Here is a 24,869-nt window from a genome sequence, read left to right as displayed (position 1 = left end):
GATATCATAAGGGAAGGATATTGTACATTTTTCACGAATGGATCGTTGAGGTTTGTTTAGAATTTTGTTGTGTGGGTAAATATCCTATAGAGGGAGGTGGACAAGCAGTGATATATCAAATAAGTGTTGCTCTCATTGCCGTAGCTTTTGTACTGTTATCTATATTTATAATCCGGCTAGTTATCTATAGTACTCAAACTTTGAAAGCTGCAACTAAAACCCTTGAACATACGGCCAATACAGTGGCAAATATAGAACTTCAACTTAAAGGGATTACGAAAGAAACTGAAGAATTGTTACATAGAACAAATGAGTTGGCAGATGACATACAAGCCAAGTCTGAATCATTAAACAGTTTATTTAACTCAGTAAAAGGGATAGGGGATTCTGTTCAGACGATAAACCGTTCGATCTCACGAGTATCAACAAACGTGGCAGAGCAAACTGAGCGTCAATCTGACCAAATTGCCCAAGTGGTTCAATGGGGTAATGTGGCACTAGACTTTTATAGTAAATGGAAACAAAGAAAAGCCAAAACTGAAGCTGAAGTTGTTCAAAATCAAAAGGAGGAGATTTAAATGGGTGATATGAATACGAAAGACTTTTTAATTGGATCATTAATCGGAGGGATTGTTGGTGCATCTGCAGCATTATTGTTAGCTCCTAAGTCAGGGAAAGAATTACGCCACGACATTTCAGAACAAGCACAGCAAGCAAAAGAAAGAACATCTGAATTCACGTCAACCGCTTATGAAAAAGGCAATGAGTTTGCAGCGTTAGCCAAAGAAAAATCATCAAATGTAGCTAAAGTCGTTTCTCAGCAATCTGCTCAAGTCATCGAGAAAGTGAAGGATGTTACGAATAGTGTAGCTCAAGATGCGCAAACTGCAAGAGAGAAAGCCGAAGATTTTGTAGCGGATGTTAGTGAACAAGTCGAAGAAGGCAAGGAACAAATATTAGAGACTGTTAAAAATGAAGTAGCTAGTCTTAAAGAAGAAGTAGTCGACGACGAAACGTCTGACCAAAAATAAGGAGACCTTAAATGGCTATCGTAAAAATCGAAACTGAATCAGAATTTAATGAGATTCTTCAACAAAACTCAAAACTACTTTTTCTAAAAAATAGCACGACATGTCCGATTAGTCATGCTGCGTTTGAAGAATTTACTTCCTTTGCGCAATTTTTAGAGGACATTACCTTCTATTATTTGAATGTACAAGAAGCTCGTCCACTTTCAAATGAGATTGCAAGTAGATTTAAGGTAAAGCATGAATCGCCACAAGCGCTACTTTTCAAAGACGGAGAAGTGGTATGGAATGATTCCCATTGGAATATCACTAACGAGAAACTTCAAACCGTCTGGGATGAAAAATAAAAAAAGAGGGTGTGACAAAAGGTTAACCTTTTGTCACACCCTCTAGTTTTGTATTACCCATTTAAAATCGGTTCCATACGAACTTCGAGATTGTCTCCAGTTTCGATCGTGTCGCTAAAACCGGCATTTTCTCCATTTTTTAAAACAAGTAATTTACTGTTACCCGTTGGAGTCACATCAACATCTACGTAACGAAACAGGTCTTGAAAGATAAATGGACTTGTTTCAAGAAACTCGGTACGGAAGTAGTCACCATTTTGAACCGTATCAGAGGCGCTCAATGATAAGCCGTTGCGAATTAATTTTATGCTAGGTTTGCTTAGTGTGACGGGTTCTCCATTAAAGAATACAGTGATCGTTTTCGTTGCTTGCATTGAGAGTTTACTACAAACATCTTCAACAGTTAATGCAGGCTTTTTCACTTCAATTGTAATGCGGTCGCCATTTGCAATCGGTGTCGTTAAATCAGCCTCTTTTCCGTTTCTCAACAGGGCTTGACGAAGTGAGGTTAATACCATTTTTTTATCATCTACAAATACGTAAAATGGTTTAAAGTCATCTTGTCTAACTGATATTTTGGCAACAGTTAATACTTGCTCAATTGTATTCGGTACCTTAATTTTAACTTTGTCTCTATCTTGTAGAGCAGCTTGAGTAGTAGTGATTTCACCATTCTTATAAACAATTGCAGGAAGAGCAACTGGACGGTTGTTTATCGTTAAATGAATAGTTGGAAGTTCACCTACTACATCCTCAATGGTTGCAGAAGCCATGGTTCCATTTGTTCCTCGTTCGACATGAATGACATCGTTTGCTTTAATTGAAGCATCGATCGTTGTCAATTCACCATTCTTAATGATAGTTGGCGATTTTCCGTGTTGACCAGGAACTGATATTAGGCGTTCATTTACTTCAAGCATTAAAGCCATCCCTGGTTTCCCATATAATTTAGAAATTTCAATGCCAGCTGCTAATAAGCCGTCACCCACTGTCAATTTTTTAATATCAAACAAACGAACAGCTCGTTCATTCACTTTAATACTAATATACTCGATTGGGTTTTCTTTGGAAGCTATCGCTATCCCGATAGGTGTAACTAATTCTGGACCAGCTTTCACTTTATCGGTTTGCTCAATTAATCGAATGGCATCGATTCCTCTTATCGCTACTCGATTTTCAGGTAAGCGTAATTTTTCAGCGATATGTTTCCCAAGGTTTGGAGTCATACTGCCACCTCCAACGAGCATAACAGCTTTTGGTGGCTTTTGATTTAGTTCTAGTATTTCTGTCGTTATCGCAGTAGCTAGTTCATCAATGGCACCTGTAATTGCATTGACGACTTCATTTTTATCCATTGTAGTGTCAAACCCTAAAATATCTGTGATGGTCACTTCACTTACTTCATTTAATTGTCTTTTCATTGTTTCAGCATCGGGAAAATCTAAGAGGAATTGATCACTCAACGCTTCCGTTATTTCATCCCCAGCTACTGGAACCATTCCATAGGCTACAACTGTTCCTTCATCGGTAATCGCGATGTCAGATGTCCCGGCGCCAATATCAACAAGGGCAACGTTTAATCGTCGCATTGAAGGAGGAATCAGAACGTTAATAGCTGCTATAGGCTCAAGTGTTAACGCTTCTAACTCAAGATTTGCCTTTGATAAGGCTGCAATTAAAGACTCCACAACTACTTTTGGAAGGAAAGTAGCAATTACTTCTACCGACGCAGTCGTACCAGTTTGTTCTATTAAGCTTCCAATTTTTTCTCCGTCAAGACGATAGTCAAGAACAGAATAGCCGACACAAAAGTAATTAAAGCTCTTTTGGTCTTCAAATTCAGTAGCTAAATCAAATTGTGCTTGTTGGACCGCGCTTAGTTCTAAATGAAATACATCCTCTGATCCGATATCCATTCCTTTAATATCAAGATCTACAGATGCCCGTTTCGTTTTTAAGGAACGTCCAGCTGCAGCAACACAAACTTTTTTTAGTTGGCCATGTCTACTTTCAAGCTTGTCCTTTATTTTTTTTATCGTTTCTGAAACGGCGATAACGTTATGAATTTGCCCATCTAACATTGAACGTTCATCATGTTCTAATATTTCTATATCAAGGATTTCATAGAGGTCAGTTTTGTTTTTTTGCAATAATAAGCCGACAATGGAACGGGTACCAATATCTAATGAAAATATCGGGGTGGAATTTTTCTTACTCATGAGTAACACACCTTCTTTTAATTATTGGCCTTTTATTAAGATATGAATTAAACTATTGCATTTACTTGAATTGTAATATAAATTAGGGTTTACGCATAGTCTTGTTTTATTTTAAACGCTTTAGCGCTTAAAAGCGTTTAATTGTTAAAGAAAAAGATCGTGACATTCAGTTTGTTATGGTTTATAATAATTTTTAAATACGAGAATGTCCAATAGAAGTGGACACATAAGAGGAGTGGAGAACATGAGTAATGAATTAGAACAGTTGAGAACCCAATTAGATGATGTGAATTTAAAAATCCTAGAGCTTATTAATGAGCGTGCAAGTCTTGTTCAAGAGATCGGTAAAGTAAAAGGAAAGCAAGGAGTTACTCGTTTCGACCCTGTTCGTGAAAGAGATATGTTAGACCTTATTGAAAAACATAATAAAGGACCATTTGAAACACCAGCAATCCAGCACTTATTTAAGCAAATCTTCAAAGCAAGCTTAAAGTTACAAGAAGATGACAAAAAGAAAGTATTGTTAGTTTCTCGTAAAAATAAAGCAGAAGATACAGTAGTTGACTTAAAAGGTGAATTAGTTGGTGATGGAACTCAACGTTTAGTAATGGGGCCATGTGCTGTCGAAAGCTATGAGCAAGTTGCTGCAGTAGCAAAAGCTATGAAAGAGCAAGGTGTACGATTATTACGTGGTGGAGCATTTAAACCTAGAACGTCACCTTATGATTTCCAAGGTCTTGGTCTTGAAGGATTACAAATTCTTAAACAAGTAGCTAATGAATATGATATGGCGATTATTAGTGAAATCGTTCGACCAGAAGACATTGAAGTAGCTTTAGATTATGTTGATGTTATTCAAATTGGTGCAAGAAACATGCATAACTTTGAGTTATTGAAAGTTGCGGGTTCTGTTGATAAACCAGTTCTATTAAAACGCGGATTATCAGCTACTATTGATGAGTTTATTCATGCGGCTGAATATATCATCTCTAAAGGAAACACAAATATTATGCTTTGTGAAAGAGGAATTCGAACGTATGAAAAGGCAACAAGAAATACGTTAGATATTTCTGCTGTTCCTATTCTTAAAAAAGAAACTCACCTTCCTGTTATGGTAGACGTGACGCATTCAACTGGAAGAAAAGATTTGTTACTTCCTACTGCAAAAGCAGCGTTAGCAATTGGTGCAGATGTTGTTATGGCTGAGGTTCACCCTGATCCGGCAGTAGCGCTTTCAGATTCAGCACAACAAATGAACATCGATGAGTTCAAAGAGTTTATCTCAGAGTTAAGAGCATCTGGGCTATATAAACTTTAATATAACAGCGGAGGGTGTCCCAAAGGTTAATAGCCTTTTGGGATACCCTCTTTGTCTATATAAAAAATCCATCTGTTTCGCAAGGCAGAGCACTGGATCCGCTCTCTACGGGTCACACAAAAGAACCCTAATTTTGTGTGACTTTTAAAAGAGGTAGAGATTATTCTATGGAAGAATAAGATTTTATGGTTACTCAAGGAAGAGCGATGGCTCTGCACACTGCACGTACTTTACTAAAAAGTGCACTTAATAAAGCACTTTTTAAAAGAGGGCAGTGGCTTCACACATCGCATAAGAAAAACGACTTTGCCGTTTTTCTTATATTAAAAGAGTAATGTGGGAATATAAGGGTATGGAAATTAAGAAGGACACAATGGAAATTCGACATTTCATTAAAAATATTGCTTTTTCTGTCGATATAAGTAATGTAAAGAGATTGCGGACCTCCTCAATGTGTCGTATGATTACAGTAACAATCTTGAAAATAATAGACGTGTATTTATACCTTAAGGAGGGTCAATGTGAATACAACAATATATGATGTGGCTAGAGAAGCTGGGGTGTCAATGGCAACGGTTTCTCGGGTAGTGAATGGAAACCCAAATGTAAAACCAGCAACTAGAAAGAAAGTACTAGAAGCAATTGAAAGATTAGGCTACCGTCCAAATGCAGTTGCACGTGGGTTAGCTAGTAAGAAAACAACAACAGTAGGTGTTATTATCCCGGATATTTCTAGCATCTTTTTTGCAGAGCTAGCAAGGGGAATTGAAGATATTGCTACGATGTACAAGTATAACATTATCTTATGTAACTCTGATCAAAACAAGGATAAAGAGATTCATCTGATAAATACGTTGTTGGAAAAGCAAGTAGATGGAATTATTTTCATGGGAGCTCAAATTCGTGATGAACTTGCGGATGAATTAAAGCGTTCTCCTGTTCCTATTGTACTTGCTGCAACTTTAGATAAAGAAAAATCATTGCCTTCAGTTATTATTGATTATAAACAAGCTGTTGCTGATGCGGTAACTCATCTTATCGCTAATGGGCATAAGAGGATTGGTATGTTATCAGGTTCGCTAGAGGACCCTGTAAATGGATTTCAAAAATTTGCTGGTTACCGAGAAGCTCTTGAAAAATCAGGAATTCCTTTTGATGAAAGCTTAGTGAAAATTGGAGACTATACGTATGATTCGGGAATTGAAGCAATGGATAGTTTTCTTGAAATGGAAGACAAGCCTACCGCAATATTTGCTTCTTCAGATGAAATGGCTCTAGGAATCATTCATGGAGCACAAGATAAAGGCTATCATATACCAGATGATTTTGAAGTCATTGGATTTGATAACACTAGACTAGCAACGATGGTTCGACCAACACTTTCTACTGTTGTTCAACCAATGTATGACATCGGTGCTGTATCCATGCGATTATTGACGAAATACATGAATAAAGAGGAAGTTCAGGACCATATTGTTGAGCTACCTCATCGAATTGAATTTCGTAAATCGACTTCGAATTAGTTGGTACTAGCAGTTGGGAGAGAGACATGAGAAAGTTTGACATATTAACTTTACTAGGTATTTTTATAGGGATATCCGTTTTGCTTCTTGCCGTTTTTTCAAATTCAGGTATTTCTGGTCTTGTCTTTTTTATTCAAATTGCATCGATTCTCATCGTATTTGGTGGAACCGTTGCTGCAGTGCTTATTAACTTTTCGTGGACAGACCTGAAAACGATCCCAAAGGTTCTTAGTGAAGCTTTTCACCAGGAAGAACAAAGTATACAAGATTTAGTGGACACTTTTGTGGAGCTTTCGGGGAAGGCGAGAAGAGAGGGTCTTCTTGCTCTTGAAGCTGGAATCGAAACTGTGAAAAACCCTTTTATAAAAAAGGGTGTATTACTTGCAGTGGATGGAATCGAGCCTGAAGTCATAAAAGATATTATGATGGCTGAGGTGGTAGCAATGGAAGAAAGACATCGCAAGGGTAGAGTGTTGTTCTTAAAGATGGGTGAATACGCCCCTGCTTGGGGAATGATTGGAACGTTAATCGGACTTGTCATTATGCTTCAAAATTTAAATGACCCAGCAAAGCTTGGACCAAGTATGGCGATTGCGTTATTAACCACTTTATACGGAACGGTTTTGGCGAACCTTGTATTTTTACCAATAGCAGCGAAGCTTGAGAATAAAACGGATGAAGAAGTATTTTTTAAGCAGATTATTGTAGAAGGAGTAATCGGAGTTCAATCAGGTCAAAATCCTAAAATCCTAGAAGAAAAGTTAAGTGCTTTTATCCCAAATCATGTTAAACTAAGTAAACTATCAGGAGCTTCGTCTAATGTTCAGGCGTAGGAAGCAACAAAATGATAAAGGTGCACCAAAGTGGATGGTAACCTTTTCGGATATGATGACATTAATTCTAGTATTCTTTATTCTATTATTCTCAATGTCTGTGGTTGATGCTGAGAAGTTTAGAGTCATTGCCGAATCATTTCAACAAAGACAAGTGCTAGACTTTCTTCCATCAGCTGTTGAACTTGATCATTCATTAGAAGAAGAAAAGAGTGAACCGACAGTAGAGGAAATTGAAGAGGTTGTCGATGAAATGGATGACCTTTTAAAAGAAGTACAACGTTTTTTAGAAAAACATAAGCTAACGGATATGATATCAGCAACTAGGGATGACCGAGGAGTTGTTTTAGTTTTACAAGAAAAAGCAGTTTTTCTTTCCGGGGAAGCAGATATTTTACCAGATGCTGAATTGTTTTTAGACAAGGTTGGAACACTGTTAAAATCAGTTCCTAATCTTGTGAAGGTAGAAGGTCATACTGATGCAAGACCAATTTCTACGTTTCGCTTTCCATCGAACTGGGAGTTATCAGGAGCTAGAGCTAGCAGTGTGATTCGATACCTTGTTGACGAACATAATCTCAATTCAAATCGTTTTGTGGCTATTGGCTACGGAGACACACAACCCGTTGCTCCGAACACAACGGAGGACAATTTACAGTTAAATCGAAGAGTCGTTATTGTAATCTCAGATCCAAAAGCGAATGGTGATTTTTAATGACTTGAGGCTGATTTAAAAAGGTAGTTAATAGAGGAGGGCACTGAAAAAGTCGGTATAACTTTTTACAGTGCTCTTAGTTAATATCCTTTTTGAGTCACCTCTTTATTATAAGGAAAAATTTGCAAAGAAGCGTATCAACCAGAATAGGAGTTGAACATATGAAAATTGGAATTATCGGAGCAATGGATGAAGAAATTGCACTTCTAAAAGAGGAAATGATCATCTCACATGAAGTCGTTTACGCACAAATTACATTTTATGAAGGTACATATCAAGGAAGAAATATAGTGCTTTGTAAATCAGGAGTAGGCAAAGTCAATGCGAGCATTACAACACAATTATTGATAGATAAATTCTTGGTAGATAACATCATATTCACAGGAGTTGCAGGAGCACTTGATCCTGATTTAAATGTGGGTGATGTTGTTATTTCTACAAGTGCGATGCAACACGATATTGATGCAAGTCCTTTAGGTTTTAAAAAAGGAGAAATTCCAATGTTTCACCGCTCATCAGAATTTATCGCGGATGAGCAACTAGTTACTCTTGCAGAGAAAGCAGCTGCCGTCATTAAGGGAAAAACAAAAAGAGGGAAGATTTTGAGTGGGGACCAGTTTATTGCTGACCACCATTTAGTGTTATCACTTCATGAGCAGTTTCAAGGTACTTGTGTGGAAATGGAGGGAGCTGCAGTCGCACAAGTAGCAGCGCTTAATGAAATTCCATTTGTTATTATTCGCTCGATCTCAGATAAGGCCAATCATGAAGCTCAAATGAGTTTTGAAGAATTTACAGTGCTCGCTTCTACTCAATCACATGCCATGGTTAAACATATCGTCAGTCAGTTATAACATAATCACTTTAGCAATAAGAAAACGAGACAAAACTAGTTAAAAGAGGGCGTGACAAAAAGGTAAACTGCCTACCTTTTTGTCACGCCTTTTATTAAAAGATAAGAAAGTATAAAAAATTTAGATGCTCATAGATGTCTTTTAAGCTAGATCAGGTAGGGCGATGGTTTCGCTCACTGCGCGTATATTAATAAGAAGTACACTTATTAATATACTTTTCAAGAGAGGGCAGTGGCTTCGCACATCGCAATTAGTCAAAGACGGCTTTGCCGTTTTTTTATGATTGCGTTTTCATTTCAGTTCGTATATGATACAGTGCTTTTTCTAACATCTTTTTATTTTTTTCTGTAATTTCTGTTTTTCTCGGAATCGGTGTAAATAAGTTGGGTGGGTCTTGCCAAGAAGGTAACAATGACGTTTCAGATTTTGAACTCCAAGCATCTAGCCATTCTTGCGGTAACTTTCCCTGTGCTAAACTAGTTTGGTTTGTCATCTCTAACCAAATATACCCCCATGCTCTAGGAACGACTCTCCAAATATCATAGCCGCCTCCACCTACTGCGATCCATCTACCATTACAATATTGATGAGCGAGTTGATGAGCAAGTCGAGGAATTTTTTTATAGGACTCTATTGATGCACAAAGGTGAGTTAATGGATCAAAATGATGAGCATCAGCACCATTTTGAGTTAAGATAACATCAGGCTTGAAAAATTCAATAACTTCTTTGAAGCTAGTTTCATAAACTTCCATAAAGGATTCGTCTTCTGTAAAGGCATCTAACGGAACATTGATTGAAAAACCATAACCTTGACCTTGGCCTTTTTCATTTACATTGCCGGTTCCAGGAAAGAGATAACGTCCTGTTTCATGAATGGATAATGTACATACATCAGGGTCGTCGTAAAAAGCCCATTGCACGCCATCACCATGATGAGCATCGGTGTCTACATAAAGAACACGGGCGTTATATTTTCGCTTTAAGTATTCAATCGCTATCGAACTATCATTGTAAATGCAAAAGCCTGAAGCTTTTCCCCGAAAACCATGATGGAGGCCGCCACCGAGATTAAGAGCATGGCTCACTTTGTTTTCCATTACAAGGTCGACAGCGGTTAAGGTTCCACCAACGAGAAGTGCTGCAGCATCGTGCATGTTTTCAAAGATAGGTGTATCTTCCGTACCTAGACCGTAATTTGCAGCAACAGCTTCACTTAATAAGCCTTTACTAGCATTCTTCACAGCATCAATAAACTTTTCATCATGGACTAAAGCGATTTCCTCATCAGTAGCAATTCGAGGTTCTACAATATTCTCTGGTGAGATGGCACCCATTTTTTCTAGTAAGTCATATGTTAAGCTCAAACGTAAATGATTAAAAGGGTGGTCTTTATTAAATCGATAGGATAGTTGTTCTTGTGAAAAAACAAATGCTGCATCACTTATCATAGGTTAACACCGGGCATGTTTGGCCATAGCACCTCATAACCTTCGCCTTCAATTTCAGAAATAATGGATCTTGGGTCCATCGTTTGAACACGAAAAACGAGTATTTTAAATTTCTCATCTTGGCTTGGATAGACTAATACACTGGTAATGTTTACTTTCTTTCGTTTAAATATAGCTGCAATTTCAGCAAGCATTCCTGTAATATTTTCAACTTTCACTTCAATTTGTGAACTTGGTTGATGTGCGCCCATTAATTCAACAAGCTTATGAAGAACTTGAGTTTCAGTAATAATACCTACTAATTTTCCATCTTCTTCAATGGGGAGACAACCAATATGATGGTCATAGAAAATAGATGCAACTTCTTCGACAAAATCTAGCGGATGTGCAGTTATTACGTTCTTCTTCATAATTTCGCTTATAGGTTTTTGGAAATCTTCTATATGTTCTTCTGAATGAAAGATTGAAGGACTAGCGTCTCGAATATCTCGGTCAGAAATAATGCCGATAACTTCCACCTCTTTATTTACTACCGGTATATGTCGAATTCGGTGCTTAGCTAGCACTTCAATAGCCTCAGCAATGGTTGCTGAATCTTCTAATGTCGCAACATTCTTTTTCATGATTTCTTCTATAATCATTTGGAATCTTCCTTTCTTAATACATAAACCGATTACGGAAACGCAATTGGTCAAACTCTTGAATCGATTCTGATTTCACACGTTTTCCGATTCTTGCCATAAGGCAATTAGCAGGATGAGAACATATTTCTGGGTCGTCCGTTGCATACCACTCTAAGCCACCTGCATTCATCATCTTTTCCATGACTTTTCGATAGTCCCATACCGACAAACCACTTCCTTTTAAATCCCAATGCCAGTAATATTCTGTTGTAATAATAATATAATCTTCCATAGCATCATCAAGAACCGATAATTCGAGTAGATTCTTTCCTACCTTTACACCTCGATAGTCTTTGGCTACTTCTATGGCACCAAGTTCAATGAGGTTTTCCATGTTTGCCTCAGACCACCTTTCAAGAGGATCTGGATAAACAAACGTCACATAACCAATAATTGTATTTCCATCACGAGCTATGTTAATTCTTCCTTCTGGTAGTTCAGCTATTTCTAAGAGAGCTTTTTTTTGTTTTTCAGGTGTACGAAACGCAACTAATCCTTCGTGAAATTGAAGTTCTTGTAGTTGTTCTTTAGGAACAGGACCTTCTAAAATAAGAGTCCTGTCTTGGTAAGGAATCTCTCTTTGATAATATTGCTTTACATGTATCACAGGGTTAACCACCTTTTTGTAGAGGTAATCAGAAGAATAATTTTCATTTATTACTATTATACATGAAAGAAAGTGATGGTTCTTTTGAATTTTTATTCGTCACAGTTTTTTTGTATTTGTAAAACTCCAAGATTTACGAATTGATGAAAAATTTTAAATATACTATAATAAAAGCGATAGTAATAAATACATAGTGAGAGGAAGATGTTCATAATGAAAGTGCAAGCGCTTCCATCTGTTAGTGGCAATTATAATTTAAAAAATTATGAAAGTGAAAGCCAGTCGTTTGATTGGTTATCTGTTGAAAAAGAATTTTCATGGAGTGAAACAGGTCAAGTTAACCTTGCTTATGAAGCGATTGATCGCCATGCAAAATCAGATAAAAAAGAAAAAATCGCCTTTTATTATAGTGATGCAAAACGTGATGAAACTTATACCTTTCAAGATATGATGGAATCCTCAAATAAGGCTGGAAACATGCTTAAATCATTGGGAGTTGAAAAGGGAGATAGGGTGTTCGTTTTTATGCCGAGGTCCCCAGAACTTTATTTTTCAGTATTAGGTGCGATTAAACTAGGTGCTATAGTAGGACCTTTATTTGAGGCATTTATGGAAGGTGCTGTGCGCGATAGATTAGAAGATAGTAGCGCGAAGGTGCTTATTACAACTCCAGCTTTATTAGAGCGTGTACCAGTTGGTGACCTACCGCATTTGGAGAAAGTTGTTATTTTCGGAGACGATGTAAAAGAAGAAGGTCCATATATTGACTTTAACAAACACTTCCAAGCTGCTAGTACAGACTTAGATATTACGTGGGTTGATAGAGAGGATGGATTGATCCTACACTACACTTCAGGTTCAACTGGTAAACCTAAAGGAATTTTGCATGTTCATAACGCAATGATCCAACATTATCAAACGGCTAAATGGGTGTTAGACCTTCAAGATGATGATGTATATTGGTGTACAGCAGACCCAGGTTGGGTAACAGGAACTTCTTATGGGATTTTTGGTCCATGGTTGGCTGGGGCTTCAAATGTCGTTAGAGGTGGAAGGTTTAGTCCGCAAGATTGGTATGGAACGATTGAAAAATATAAAGTAACTGTTTGGTATAGTGCACCAACAGCTTTCAGAATGTTAATGAGTGCGGGCGATGAGGTCATTAAAGAGTTTGACCTATCATCTTTACGACACCTATTGAGTGTAGGTGAACCGCTAAATCCAGAAGTGGTTCGTTGGGGTATGAAAGTCTTTGATTTACGTATTCATGATACATGGTGGATGACTGAAACAGGAGCTCAGCTTATCTGTAACTATCCATGTATGGAAGTTCGTCCTGGTTCCATGGGGAAACCATTACCAGGGATAAAAGCAGCAATAATTGATGACCAAGGCAATGAACTTCCACCAAATCGTATGGGGAATTTAGCGATTAAAAAAGGCTGGCCATCGATGATGAGAGCGGTATGGAACAATCCAGAAAAATACAATAGCTATTTTGAAATTGAAGGCTGGTATGTTTCTGGGGATTCAGCATACATGGATGAAGATGGATATTTCTGGTTCCAAGGAAGAATTGATGATGTAATCATGACTGCCGGAGAACGAGTTGGTCCATTTGAAGTAGAAAGCAAATTAATTGAACATCCAGCTGTAGCTGAGGCAGGAGTAATTGGAAAGCCTGACCCAGTTCGTGGAGAAATTATTAAAGCGTTTATCGCACTTCGTGAAGGACATGAGCCAAGCGAAGAATTAATTGATGAAATTCGATTATTTGTGAAAAAAGGATTGGCAGCTCATGCGGCACCAAGAGAAATTGAGTTCCGAGAAAAGCTTCCTAAAACGAGAAGCGGTAAGATTATGCGTCGAGTTCTTAAAGCATGGGAGCTTGATTTACCAACAGGTGATTTATCAACAATGGAAGATTAATAAACTGGGTGGGACAAAAGGTTTTTTAACCTTTTGTCCCACCCTATTTTCTTAACGGACACAGAGGACCTTATTATCGATAAAACTTGCTTATTTCATCTGGTTCGGACACAGGAGCCCTTATTTTCGCTATATTACATGTTTTTCCCCTTTTTTTAGGAGAATAAGACCCTTGGTGTCCGTTACAGTACAAAAAACAGAAAAAAGCATGAAATAAGAGATCTCCTGTCCGTTACAATCTTTTCCGCAGAAAAACATCGTAATAAGAGGAATGAATTAGACATTGTCACAACACATTACGGCTTCTAAAAAGAAGAACAATTTATCGTTCACACCCGTTATCGTCGTCACAACTTACTCCTGTTTTATGGCTTTTACTTAAAGGACTATCTTGTCCATCTTGTTCGTATATTTTAGTTAACGCTTCAACAAAACTGTCTGTTGGTTGAGCACCAGTCATTGAATATTTCCCATTAATCAGAAAGAATGGAATGCTTCTTATACCATATTGAGAAGCGATTTGTTCATCTTTTCGAACATCTGCAGTAAATGCATCACTTGAAAGTATCTTTTTTGCAGAATCTGGGTTGATGCCAACGTCAGTGGCCAATTCAACTAGAGTGGAATGTTCGCCAATATGTTTGCCTTCCGAATAATAAGCTCTTAATATTCGGTCGTTCATTTCATGCATTAGTTCTTCTTTTTTAGCGTACATCGTTAAACGGTGTGCATCAAATGTATTTGTTAACTTCATCGTTTCAAAATTAAAATCTAGTCCTTCTTCTCGGGCAGTACTTTCCATACTCTGACACGTAGACTTTGCTTGTTGTAAGCTCATTCCATACTTATCAGCTAATTTTTGATAGATGGTATAGTCTACCTGACGCTCCATAGTAGGATCTAACTCAAAGCAACGATAAGTCACTTGAACAGGGTGCTCAATTTTTTGAATAGCGTCTTCCAGACGCTTTTTGCCAATATAGCAAAATGGTCAAGCGAAGTCAGTCCACATTTCAATTATCAAGTCGATAACCTCCTTAATTTCTAGTTAGTTGTATCATAACCCAAAAAGGTGGTATTTCTCCATGATTAAGATTGATGATATGTAAGCAAAAGAACCCCCAGAAGTAAGTTAACTTCTGGGGGTGTCTATTTTTATACGCCTTCTAATACATCTAGTTCATCGTCATCATCATCCCGAGGAGCAGGATTTGGTCTATCGCCATTGCCGTTACCATTTCCATTCTGGTCTCGTTCAGGCTTCGGTTTTGGTTTTTTCGGTTTTTCTTCGTTAGGTTCTTCTTTTTCTTCTTCCTCAGGAGACCATCCATCTTGGCTCACGATGTTTGTTGAGGTAGATTCTTGTCCAGCCACGTCTACGGCAATGACATAGTATGCGTACTTACCACTGCCAACTTTAGTGCTCGTGTTATCTCTTTCAACAACATTAGCATAGAGTTCAAACTTATCAGTACCATTAGCGGCACGGTATACACGATATCCTACAATATCACGTTCTCCGTGTTCAGACCAAGATAAGGTATTACCATTAATGGTCACGCCAGATACATTTCCTGGTACTTTACCGTTTTCTTCCGCTTGGCGGTCAGGAACGATATTTTTCCAATGATCCGGAACGTACTCGCTCAAATCAACATCTTTAAAATAATCTTCCTTTATCATAACGCCATCAAATGTAAACTCTGATGGTGTACTATCAAGCGCAAGATATGGCTCTCCGCCTAAAATAACGTACTTAGCTTCTTGGAGACTATCATCAACTTTAGTTGGAACATATTTTGCATTAAATAAATCGCTACTTACTAAACCGGCTTCACGGCATAATTTTGAAGGAAGTAAGCCTGAAATTCCGCAAATTTCCTTTCTAACAATTCCACCAGGCATTTGGAAACGATTTTCCGGTGCCATAAGTTCAGGTCGAACATCATAAGCGGCATTAGCAATATTTGCCCACATTTGTTGTGTTCGTTGGCCATAGCTTAATCCACCAACTGGTCTTGTTTCAATGGACTTAGGAGTACGATAACCAACCCATACACTTAGTGTAACATTAGGATTTGTTGCTACAAACCATGCATCATGGAAGTTATTAGATGTACCGGTTTTTCCAGCCCAATCAGCATTGAATTTTAGCCGACTTGGAACATAAGTAGCCGTTCCGCTTCGTAGAACATCTCGCATCATATCAATCATTAAATAAGAAGTCTGAGGAGTAAACACTTCTACAGGTTCTGATTCATGTTGATAAATCACTTGACCATCTGTAGTTTCAATTCTTTCAATAAAATAAGAATCAATAAATTGTCCTTCATTGGCAAACATCGCGTATGCCGCAGTGTTTTGCTCAATTGTAATTTGGTGTTCGAGAGCACCAAGTGCAGCAGATTCAAAAGGTTCCCCATCAATTAACGTGGTAATCCCGAACTTTTCAAGTGTTCCACGACGAAGTTCATGTGGTGCTAAGCGGAAGCTTTTAACAGCCACAGTATTTTGTGAATATTTAAGTGCGTCGCGAACGGTAATAAGTCCACGATGCTGTCTGTTAAAGTTATTTACTTGGGTCGACGTGCCAGTATAGAAAGTAGGTACGTCAGGGATAATGTGACCTGGTTGTACATTTCCTATTTCCATAGCAGGACCGTAAGCTAATAAAGGTTTCATTGTAGATCCATTTGACCGTCGTGCTTGTGTAGCAATATTGTATTCTTGTGATGTATCACGACCTCCAACAAATCCTAAAATCGCACCTGTTTTGTTCTCGATTAACATAGATGCCATTTCTTCTTGTTCACCGTCTCGGTCAGGTCCAAATAAACGGTTATCTTGACTAGCTTCTTGCATTGCATCAAAGATATCTTTATCAATTGTGGTATGGATTTTATAGCCATTTCGACGTAAATCTCGTGCGGCTCTATCCCGATATCTAGTTTTCATAGTTAGTAATTCTTCATCATCCAATTTAGATAAATCAATGCCATCGTCTTCCATCATGATGGTTGCTAATATATCAGTAGCTCTTCGTTCCGTTTCAAACGTGACAAGAGGATATTCCTCTATTGAACTTGGTTTAGGCGACGTTAAATTTTCGCGAATATCATAAGCTAATGCTCGTTCGTATTCTTGTTCATTAATATATCCAGCGTCTCTCATTCTTCGTAACACGGTTTTCATTCGATTTAAACCAGGTTCAAGATTTTCTTTTACCTCACCACTACCAGTAAATGGAGTATAGCCAAATGGACTTTGTGGTAAGCCAGCAATATAAGCGGCTTGCGGTAAATTTAAATCCTTTGCATCTACTCCGAAAATCCCTTGAGCTGCAGCTTGAATTCCTGCAATGTTTCGTCCTGAAGCATTTCTTCCAAAAGTAGCAACATTTAAGTAAGCTTCTAATATTTCCTCTTTCTCAAAAAATTGCTCAAGACGCATGGCCAACAAAATTTCTGTTGCTTTTCGGTCAAACGAAACTTCGCTTGTTAAAATTTGATTTTTGACAAGCTGCTGAGTTAGTGTACTTCCTCCAGTTTGAACGGAGGAATTTGCAAATTCTTGGAATGTTGCACGTAAAATTGCTTTTGGAACAACGCCTTCATGTTCATGAAAGTACTCGTCCTCAGTTGCTATTAGAGCATTAATGACATGCTCAGAAACTTCATTTAACTTTACTTCTCTTCGTTCAAGTTCAGTAGGTAATTCTCCTAACAAAACATCATTAGCAAAATAGACCTCACTAATTTCCTCATAGTTGTATATGTCTTTCTTCATATCTTCATAGGTGCGTAATGGTTCATCTTTTACAAGTGAAGCGAAATAACCAGCTGCAACTCCACCGACAAAAATCGTAGAAAGCAAACCAATAATAAGAAAAAGAAGAACTAGATTCCAAGTGACTTGATATGTGATCCCAATCCCACGCAAAAAACGATTGCGTCGTAAACTCTCACCAAAATCTCTAAGCTTTGAAAAAACTTCTTTTATATTATCCTTCATATAGTACCTCCCCAAAACATACAAATATTATAGCATACCCTGTCGATTGATGATAAGTACTTTTGAACTAACCTATTTCATGTATTGACAATGTTTATTTTTTATGGTAAAAATATTCAAAGCTAAATAAAAGACATTGAAGGGATTTAGTAGCTTGCATTTTTTGTTTTAGAGAGCTGGTGGGCGGTGAAAACCAGTACAAAGATGTGAAGCGAAGTACAACCTGGAGTCTCCAGATAAGCAAACTACCTTTGTAGATTGTGAATCATTGGCGGTTTATACCGTTATCATAGGAAGTGGAAGATACGTTCTTCAATTAGGGTGGTACCGCGAATAAAATTCGTCCCTTTTTGAGGGCGTTTTTTATTTTATTAGGGAGTGATTAGATGAACTTATTAGAGGATTTAGAGTTTCGAGGGTTAGTGAATCAAGTAACAGACGCAGAAGGATTAAAGCAACAATTAGAGAACGGTCAAATTACGTTATACTGTGGGTTTGACCCAACAGCAGATAGTTTGCACATTGGACATTTATTAACAGTATTAACGTTACGACGTTTTCAACTAGCTGGTCATAAGCCATTAGCACTTGTTGGGGGAGCGACGGGATTAATCGGAGACCCAAGTGGGAAAAAAGCTGAAAGAACGCTAAATACTACAGACATTGTTCAACAATGGAGTGACAGAATTAAAGCTCAGCTGTCTCAGTTTCTTGATTTTGAAGGAGAAAATGCTGCAAAAACGGTAAATAACTATGACTGGATTGGTTCACTTGATGTTGTATCTTTCTTACGAGATGTTGGAAAAAACTTTAGTGTCAACTACATGCTAGCAAAGGATTCTGTAGAATCAAGAATTACATCCGGTATTTCGTTTACAGAGTTTAGCTATATGATTTTACAGTCATATGATTTCTTAAAACTCTACCAAGAAGAGAATTGCCGTTTGCAAATTGGTGGAAGTGACCAATGGGGCAACATTACAGCTGGGTTAGAGTTAATTCGTAAATCAACAGAAGAAACAGTGAAAGCGTTTGGCTTTACGATTCCATTAGTGACGAAAAGTGATGGAACGAAATTTGGTAAATCAGAAGGTGGTGCGATTTGGTTAGATGCAAGAAAAACATCACCTTATGAATTCTATCAATTTCTTATAAATACAGATGATAAAGATGTTGTCAAATTCTTAAAATACTTCACATTCTTAACGAAAGAGGAAATTGACGGCCTAGCAGTTGAAGTTGAAAATGCCCCAGAGAAACGAGTGGCACAACGTAAATTAGCAGAAGAAGTAACAAGACTCGTTCATGGCCAAGAGTCACTAGAACAAGCGATTCGTATTTCAGAAGCGTTATTCAGTGGGAACATCGCTGAACTTTCGGGTGAAGAAATTAAACAAGGGTTTAAAGATGTTCCATCTTTTGAGTGTGAAGAAAGTGAAATAGCGTTATTAGATTTACTAATTGCAGCCAACATTTCTCCATCAAAGCGCCAAGGAAGAGAAGATATTTCGAATGGAGCAATCTATGTAAACGGCACTCGTGAAACTGACTTACAAGCAGTAGTAGGGGATGCAGTTAAAATTGATGGTGAATTTACGATTATCCGAAGAGGGAAGAAAAAGTACTTTATGATTAAGTGGAAATAATAGAGAAGAGGGTTGGAGAAAAGGTTGTTTTTTAACCTTTTCTCCAACCCTCTAAGCAATGTTCGAAACCGGAACTTGCTGAAGTGAGTGGGTTTTTCACTACGGGCTTTGTGGTGAGTGAAGCCATTGCAGATGTTTTACTATTTCCGTACCGGCCTCATTATTTTCTGTATCATGATGTATTTTTTATCCTAAAATAGTAGAAAACTGATTTTGCAGAAAGAGTACCAAAGACAAGAATGGATAGCGCAAAAACAAAAAGATATAGGTAGTCAATTGTAATATAATCATTATTTAAAGCTATATACGAATGACTTGAAATGATGTAGCCATAAGATAATGCCAATGGCAAAAACATACTACAATACGTGATTGCTACTTTTTTCGCTTGTTTTTGTTTCGTTTCAGGATCACTATAAAGCAGTGGTTTTTTCTCAGTAGAAAGATACTCCTGCGACCAGATAATCCATTTTTGCAACCCGGTTGATGAAGAATAGGCGCATTTCCAACCCATTTCTTTGTGTAAATCAATAGATTCTCTTTTTACTATGCCTTGGTACTCAATGCAATAACTCATGTTACGAGGACGACCTACCCGAAAATAAAAGCTGATACCTGACCAACTCACTCGATATAAATGTAAGCCGTTAGCCTCCATGTCCTCAAGCCACTTTTCCATCTTATCAGGGGAATAGAACCACCCTATCTTTCTTTTTACAATTATTTTATGATGTTTTTTTAGTTGAGCTTCTTCCTCCATCGAGAAAGGTGTTTCTCCTTCTACAACCCCATCTGTATAATGGTCAATCACTGGTTCTTGTTCATAGAAGGAACGATTTGATTTTCTAATACTAGTTACAGAATAAATAGATAGAAAAGCTAGCATCCCCCCAAAAAATAGAACGCCGACTACTGGAAGCGAAAACGACTGAGGCGCAGTTGTTTCGGAAATAACTTCCGGGTAGGATTGAAACGATAGTAAATTGATGAGGTGACCAAATCCGGTTGTAGCCAAAAAGAGTAGAAATCCACAGTGGATATAATACCACTTTTGATTCCGTTGAATAATTCCATTCCGTACAGGTGTTGTTTTAATTAAAGAAGCTGATTTTTGATTGCTGATGATATACCAACGGGAACTTTTACAAACGAGTGTCCAGCCGTCAGCGCTAAGGGACTGTGGCAAACGATCTTTTTGTCCTTTTTCATAATCGATCTTGTATGTTTTTTCTTGGGGTTCCCCTTTCTTAAATACAAATAGACGTAAATTCTTCTTTAACTGAACGAAATGAAATCCTTGTTTTGACATTTCTCCAAGCCATTCTTCAGTCTTTGCTACATCAAAACTCCACATGGGTCTAAATATGTTTTTATACATTGAAATCCTCCTCATATGTCAGACCGTTATCATATAATTCTTTTAATCTTTTTATTTCGATATTAATAATTGTTTTACCAAGTATAGATATTTCATATACCGTTTTCCTTTGTTCATCTGCATACACTGTAATGATGCCATCACGTTGCATTTTGGTTAATGTACCGTATACGGTTCCTGAACCTAACTGGATTCGGCCGTTTGTGATTTCTTCTACGTGCTTTACAATTCCGTACCCATGACGAGGTTTATTTAGAGATAGTAAAATGTAGTATGCTGTTTCTGTCATTGGTAAATAAGCTTTTTGGACCTTTTCTATATCCATTTAAAAACCTCTCAATCAGGAAAGTTTAGATTTCAAAAATGTATGTAACGATACAATATGTCATACTGCGACTATATCACAGCGTGACATATAATGAAACCTATTTATACAACTATTTCAAATTTAAATTCATTCAGACAAGGATTATGCTAATAAAATAGAGAATATATGAATTTTTAATAGTTGGGAGGGAATGGAAAATGGTGTACCGCAGAAAACTGTATCATGTTGCTCCGGGAATTGTAGATTCGTTTAATGAACATTTTAATAAGACTCTTTTACCGACTCAACTTAAATACGGAGCAAGATTGGTTGGAAGATGGATGTCTGAAGAAAAAAACGGTTTGGTAGAAATTTTTGCTTTATGGGAATATGATAGCTACGAAGATTATGTAAAGATTGAAGCAAAAGTAAGGGGCGACGAAGAGCATGTTACTCGTGTAGAAAAATGGTTTGAAAAAATGGGAGGGAGAGAGCAATTAAAAGAAGAATTTTATAAAATAGAAGAGGAATTTCTACATACAACTGTTCCACGAGAGAATACTATTTCGTCATGAAGCAGAAATATAAGTAATTTTTCTATTAGTATTAGCGGTTATATAGTTGTAATTATTACGTTATTATTAGGAGAGTGATGATATGAATATCCTATCAAGTAAGGTTGGCGCTTTATTTATCCCTGTAAGTAACATCGAAAGTGCAAGAGAATGGTACTGTTCCATACTAAATCTTGAACCTACGTTTGAAATAATTGGAGGTCATCTTTGTTGTATTCCTCTTGATAATAATGGATTAAACCTTGTACTAGATAGTAACATTTATCATGAGGATTCTACATATAAAAACCCTGCTTTTCATTTCAATACGGATGACATACATGGAGCCTATCAATTCTTACAAGAACGTAAGGTAGAATTTGTGACAGGTATTGAGAATGGGCATTGGTTTAACTTCAAAGACCCAGATGGAAATATATTGATGGTTTGTTATTGTTAATAGTAAGCTCTACACAGTGCTCCTAACAATAGTTTTATGGGAATAAGTCTACAAAAAATAATCCCGAGCGAATGTTGATGTACAACATTTTCTCGGGATTAAATTTGGTTGTAGATTAACGAGAGTAGAACTCAACGATAAGAGCTTCAGTAATTTCAGCAGGTAATTCAGAACGCTCTGGTAAGCGAGTGTAAGTACCTTCTAATTTATCAGCATCAAAAGTTAAGTATCCAGGTACAAAGTCGTTTACTTCTAGAGCTTCTTTAATGACTTGAGCATTTCTAGATTTTTCACGAACAGAAATTGTTTGTCCAGGCTTCACGCGGTATGATGGAATATCAACGCGTCCACCGTCAACAACGATGTGACCATGGTTTACTAATTGGCGAGCTGCACGACGAGTACGAGCTAAGCCTAAACGGTAAACAAGGTTATCAAGACGAGACTCAAGAAGAATCATGAAGTTCTCCCCGTGAATTCCTTGCATTTTACCAGCATCATCAAAAATACGACGGAATTGACGCTCGTTAATTCCGAACATATGACGAAGTTTTTGTTTCTCCTGAAGTTGTGTACCGTACTCAGAAATCTTTTTACGTTGGTTAGGACCATGTTGTCCAGGAGCGTAAGGACGTTTTTCTAATTCTTTTCCCGTTCCGCTTAGTGAAATTCCTAAACGACGAGATAGTTTCCATGATGGACCAGTATATCGAGCCATGAATGACTCCTCCTTTGTTATTTTGTTTTGAGCAAAATAACAACCGTTGAGCAATCTCTTGACAAGGTCATTTTGCTTTCATGCATCTTCGCTTCGACAGCTAGAAGTTACACGATGCACCTCAATGAATTCAGCCGCAAGAATTGAGGAACAAAATGAAATAAGTAACCATACCAAGTTTGCTGTGGCTGTCTTTTTACACAAAGGCAATTATATAATGTATAGAATCTAATGTCAAGGTCATTTACTTGAGTAGTCAATTATAATACGTTATTATGTTTTAATGCAGAAAAATGAACTATTCAAATATCTTAGAATTAAAGTATAATGGAAAGATAGTAAATTTTTAGTTAAACAATGGTATTGAAAAGGCTTACTTTTTAAAGTAATAGAAATATACTGAGTGTGGTGGTATTTAACGTGAATGTAAATAATCAAACAAATATTGAATCTTTAATTGGCAAGGTACTACTCTCTACTAATTATAATATTACCTACTCAGCGATGGTAACAGCCATAGAGGAAATGACAAAAAACGCATTTCCAGAACATTCCATTGAAATCATCTTATATGAGGTAATGAATGAACATTATTTTACGCCGATAGTCGGAACAGGAGAAGTTTTCTTTCGTGATAATCAATCTTGTATAGCAAAAAGTATTGTAGGAACTGACATTATTTCTATTAACAAAAATTTATTCACTAGCAATAAACAAGAAAAGTACCAGTCCCTCGTAAGTATACAACTTAAAGACAAAAATACATTTGGTCTTTTGGTTATTGGTTTTTTATGTCATCCGGTTTCAGAAGAAATATTAGAGGGTTATTCTAATGACTTGGTGAAGCTAACCCCTCTTTTTGAAAAGGCGAGGATGAACGAACAGCGAGAAGTTGAAATGTTGAGAAACCAGTTATTGTTAAGTGTGACAAAAAAATTTCATTCTTCTATGGATGTTGGTGAAATTTTAAAAGAAGTAGTGCTTGCTCTTGAAGAAGCATATTCAGGTTTTGATGTAGTCTTATACTTAACTAGAGAATGGGAAGTTCATCAAAATTTACCGATAAAACAATTAAAGTATAGTATTAATGATGAGTCTGGGAAGGCGGAAGTAGCTTATTTAACAGGTCAAATAGAAATTGTCACCAATGGAGTTGGATTACCTGTCATCTATGCTCCTCTCCGTGGGAAGCAAGGCTCTTATGGAGTCTTAGAGTTGAAGACATCACCAGATTTTGTAACCTATGATTTTGAGCTTGAATTTATAGAGTTACTTGCTGATATTGGTGGAAATGCTCTTGAAAATACAGAACTTTACCAACAGTCTAGAAATTTAATTGAGGACTTACAATTAATTAATCAAACATCTCACCAGCTAAATGCTAATTTGCGTTTATCTGATTCTATTAATTTTATGACAAACCAAATTCTTCTTTCATTTAATGCCGAAGAGGTTGGTTTTGTAATGTATCAATCCAATGGGGAAATTGTAGTGATGGAAGGAAGTACAAGTTACTTCTTTTTTCCAGAAACGATCCATGAAATTACCAAAGTTTGTGATAAAGTGAAGCAAGAAAAAGAATCTTTATTTATTGGTGATATCCAAAAAGAGAAACAATATTCGCTAGGAGGATTCCGTTCTCTTTTGGCGGTGCCGATGATCCAAAGTGGGAAATTAAAAGGCATGGCCATCGTGTTACATTCAAGCCCATATCATTTCACATTTGATCACTTTAAACTTTTACAATCACTTATTTACCATTCAACATTGGCTTTTACGAATTCTATGCTTCATGAAGAATTAGAAAAGCTAGTCATCACGGACCATTTGACTAAACTGTATTCTAGAAACTTTTTAGATGAAAGAATTCAAACATCAATGCTTCATGACGCTGGTGGAAGCTTTTTATTGTTTGACATTGATAATTTCAAAAAAATAAACGATACCTATGGTCATCAAGTTGGTGATGATATCATCATTCAAGTAGCTAATATTATGAAAAAGAGCATAAGAGAAACGGATATTGCTGCAAGGTGGGGTGGCGAAGAATTAGCGATTTATCTTCCAAATATTAAACCTGAAATTGGAGTAATGGCTGCAGAACGTATTGTTAGAGCTGTGAGTAAAGAAACCAGTCCAATGGTCACGGTGTCTTGTGGCATATCATCTTGGAGTACAGGAAAAGATGATTCTTTGAAGAAGCTATTCAATCTAGCTGATGAAGGTCTATACGAAGCGAAGAGGACAGGTAAAAACAAAGCAGTATTGCAGGAAATTCTGTAAAAAAGG

Annotated in this window: 22 protein-coding genes and 1 other annotated feature; of the genes, 13 read left to right on the top strand and 9 right to left on the bottom strand. The window is 37.1% G+C overall.

All coding sequences use genetic code 11. The features are described from left to right. Positions 1 to 107 precede the first annotated feature (107 nt). From BK585_RS19085 to ytxJ, 3 genes are read left to right on the top strand one after another with little or no spacing between them, the layout of a single operon-like run. A complete protein-coding gene (locus BK585_RS19085) occupies positions 108 to 578 on the top strand; it encodes a DUF948 domain-containing protein (RefSeq protein WP_078555526.1) in 471 nt (156 codons plus the stop codon). Then, positions 579 to 1,031 (top strand): YtxH domain-containing protein, encoded by a 453-nt coding sequence (locus BK585_RS19080; RefSeq protein ID WP_078555525.1) that lies wholly within the window; start codon positions 579 to 581, stop codon positions 1,029 to 1,031. It begins immediately after the preceding gene. 11 nt (positions 1,032 to 1,042) lie between these two features. After that, the gene (ytxJ, locus tag BK585_RS19075; RefSeq protein WP_078555524.1) at positions 1,043 to 1,375 is read left to right on the top strand and encodes a bacillithiol system redox-active protein YtxJ; all 333 of its coding nucleotides are present in this window, start codon (positions 1,043 to 1,045) and stop codon (positions 1,373 to 1,375) included. A 53-nt stretch (positions 1,376 to 1,428) separates the two neighbouring features. Here ytxJ and BK585_RS19070 read toward each other — a convergent pair whose 3' ends face one another. Beyond that, positions 1,429 to 3,594: a cell division protein FtsA gene (locus BK585_RS19070; protein ID WP_078555523.1), complete on the bottom strand. Its 2,166-nt coding sequence runs from the start codon at positions 3,592 to 3,594 to the stop codon at positions 1,429 to 1,431. 244 nt (positions 3,595 to 3,838) lie between these two features. Here BK585_RS19070 and BK585_RS19065 point away from each other — a divergent pair, with 244 nt between their 5' ends. The 5 genes from BK585_RS19065 (at position 3,839) to BK585_RS19040 (ending at position 8,837) form a co-directional block, all read left to right on the top strand. Further along, complete coding sequence (locus BK585_RS19065; protein WP_078555522.1) at positions 3,839 to 4,912, top strand: bifunctional 3-deoxy-7-phosphoheptulonate synthase/chorismate mutase; 1,074 nt, start codon at positions 3,839 to 3,841, stop codon at positions 4,910 to 4,912. Between the two features lie 521 nt (positions 4,913 to 5,433). Beyond that, the gene (ccpA, locus tag BK585_RS19055) at positions 5,434 to 6,435 is read left to right on the top strand and encodes a catabolite control protein A (protein WP_078555520.1); all 1,002 of its coding nucleotides are present in this window, start codon (positions 5,434 to 5,436) and stop codon (positions 6,433 to 6,435) included. Positions 6,436 to 6,461: 26 nt separating this feature from the next. Then, the gene (gene motP, locus BK585_RS19050) at positions 6,462 to 7,268 is read left to right on the top strand and encodes a flagellar motor protein MotP (RefSeq protein WP_078555519.1); all 807 of its coding nucleotides are present in this window, start codon (positions 6,462 to 6,464) and stop codon (positions 7,266 to 7,268) included. Continuing rightward, positions 7,255 to 7,983, top strand: coding sequence for a flagellar motor protein MotS (gene motS / locus BK585_RS19045; protein WP_078555518.1), 729 nt, complete (start codon positions 7,255 to 7,257; stop codon positions 7,981 to 7,983). The genes motP and motS overlap by 14 nt, the downstream gene beginning before the upstream one ends. Positions 7,984 to 8,144: 161 nt before the next feature. After that, positions 8,145 to 8,837, top strand: a complete 693-nt coding sequence (locus tag BK585_RS19040) for a 5'-methylthioadenosine/adenosylhomocysteine nucleosidase (protein ID WP_078555517.1) — start codon at positions 8,145 to 8,147, stop codon at positions 8,835 to 8,837. 277 nt (positions 8,838 to 9,114) lie between these two features. Here BK585_RS19040 and BK585_RS19035 read toward each other — a convergent pair whose 3' ends face one another. From BK585_RS19035 to BK585_RS19025, 3 genes are read right to left on the bottom strand one after another with little or no spacing between them, the layout of a single operon-like run. Further along, entirely contained in the window at positions 9,115 to 10,287 is a 1,173-nt protein-coding gene (locus BK585_RS19035) for an acetoin utilization protein AcuC (protein ID WP_078555516.1), read from the bottom strand. Then, entirely contained in the window at positions 10,284 to 10,928 is a 645-nt protein-coding gene (locus BK585_RS19030; protein WP_078555515.1) for an acetoin utilization AcuB family protein, read from the bottom strand. The genes BK585_RS19035 and BK585_RS19030 overlap by 4 nt, the downstream gene beginning before the upstream one ends. A 16-nt stretch (positions 10,929 to 10,944) precedes the next feature. Further along, positions 10,945 to 11,577 carry a GNAT family N-acetyltransferase gene (locus tag BK585_RS19025; protein ID WP_078555514.1) on the bottom strand — a complete coding sequence of 211 codons (633 nt, stop codon included), beginning with the start codon at positions 11,575 to 11,577 and terminating at the stop codon, positions 10,945 to 10,947. A 213-nt stretch (positions 11,578 to 11,790) separates the two neighbouring features. On the opposite strand from BK585_RS19025, the gene acsA reads away from it, so the two are divergent. Next, entirely contained in the window at positions 11,791 to 13,506 is a 1,716-nt protein-coding gene (acsA, locus tag BK585_RS19020) for an acetate--CoA ligase (protein WP_170885648.1), read from the top strand. A 322-nt stretch (positions 13,507 to 13,828) separates the two neighbouring features. On the opposite strand, the gene BK585_RS19015 is transcribed toward acsA, so the two are convergent. Then, positions 13,829 to 14,485, bottom strand: a complete 657-nt coding sequence (locus BK585_RS19015) for a DsbA family oxidoreductase (RefSeq protein WP_078555513.1) — start codon at positions 14,483 to 14,485, stop codon at positions 13,829 to 13,831. A 176-nt stretch (positions 14,486 to 14,661) separates the two neighbouring features. Next, positions 14,662 to 17,517, bottom strand: a complete 2,856-nt coding sequence (locus tag BK585_RS19010) for a transglycosylase domain-containing protein (RefSeq protein WP_078555512.1) — start codon at positions 17,515 to 17,517, stop codon at positions 14,662 to 14,664. A gap of 127 nt (positions 17,518 to 17,644) precedes the next feature. Continuing rightward, positions 17,645 to 17,868: a binding site (T-box leader), on the top strand. A 35-nt stretch (positions 17,869 to 17,903) separates the two neighbouring features. Between BK585_RS19010 and tyrS the strand changes: the two genes are divergently transcribed. Further along, positions 17,904 to 19,163 carry a tyrosine--tRNA ligase gene (gene tyrS, locus BK585_RS19005; RefSeq protein ID WP_078555511.1) on the top strand — a complete coding sequence of 420 codons (1,260 nt, stop codon included), beginning with the start codon at positions 17,904 to 17,906 and terminating at the stop codon, positions 19,161 to 19,163. Positions 19,164 to 19,335: 172 nt separating this feature from the next. Here the strand turns inward: tyrS and BK585_RS19000 are convergent, their stop codons facing one another. Next, positions 19,336 to 20,541 carry a DUF2812 domain-containing protein gene (locus BK585_RS19000; RefSeq protein ID WP_170885647.1) on the bottom strand — a complete coding sequence of 402 codons (1,206 nt, stop codon included), beginning with the start codon at positions 20,539 to 20,541 and terminating at the stop codon, positions 19,336 to 19,338. Continuing rightward, on the bottom strand, positions 20,534 to 20,866 hold the full coding sequence (locus tag BK585_RS18995; protein WP_078555509.1) for a PadR family transcriptional regulator: 333 nt from the start codon (positions 20,864 to 20,866) through the stop codon (positions 20,534 to 20,536). Before BK585_RS18995 ends, BK585_RS19000 begins: the two co-directional genes overlap by 8 nt. Positions 20,867 to 21,066: 200 nt before the next feature. Between BK585_RS18995 and BK585_RS18990 the strand changes: the two genes are divergently transcribed. Continuing rightward, positions 21,067 to 21,423 (top strand): NIPSNAP family protein, encoded by a 357-nt coding sequence (locus BK585_RS18990; protein ID WP_078555508.1) that lies wholly within the window; start codon positions 21,067 to 21,069, stop codon positions 21,421 to 21,423. Positions 21,424 to 21,505: 82 nt separating this feature from the next. Then, complete coding sequence (locus BK585_RS18985) at positions 21,506 to 21,862, top strand: VOC family protein (protein WP_078555507.1); 357 nt, start codon at positions 21,506 to 21,508, stop codon at positions 21,860 to 21,862. A 115-nt stretch (positions 21,863 to 21,977) separates the two neighbouring features. Here BK585_RS18985 and rpsD read toward each other — a convergent pair whose 3' ends face one another. Then, complete coding sequence (gene rpsD, locus BK585_RS18980; RefSeq protein ID WP_078555506.1) at positions 21,978 to 22,580, bottom strand: 30S ribosomal protein S4; 603 nt, start codon at positions 22,578 to 22,580, stop codon at positions 21,978 to 21,980. Positions 22,581 to 23,000: 420 nt separating this feature from the next. On the opposite strand from rpsD, the gene BK585_RS18975 reads away from it, so the two are divergent. Continuing rightward, entirely contained in the window at positions 23,001 to 24,863 is a 1,863-nt protein-coding gene (locus BK585_RS18975) for a sensor domain-containing diguanylate cyclase (RefSeq protein WP_078555505.1), read from the top strand. The last annotated feature ends 6 nt before the right edge of the window (positions 24,864 to 24,869 follow it).

This window comes from Bacillus alkalicellulosilyticus (assembly GCF_002019795.1).
GTDB classification, from domain to species: domain Bacteria; phylum Bacillota; class Bacilli; order Bacillales; family Bacillaceae_F; genus Bacillus_AO; species Bacillus_AO alkalicellulosilyticum.
The sequence above is the reverse complement of the archived record's forward strand: the minus strand, read 5'-3'. Positions and strand labels throughout refer to the sequence as shown.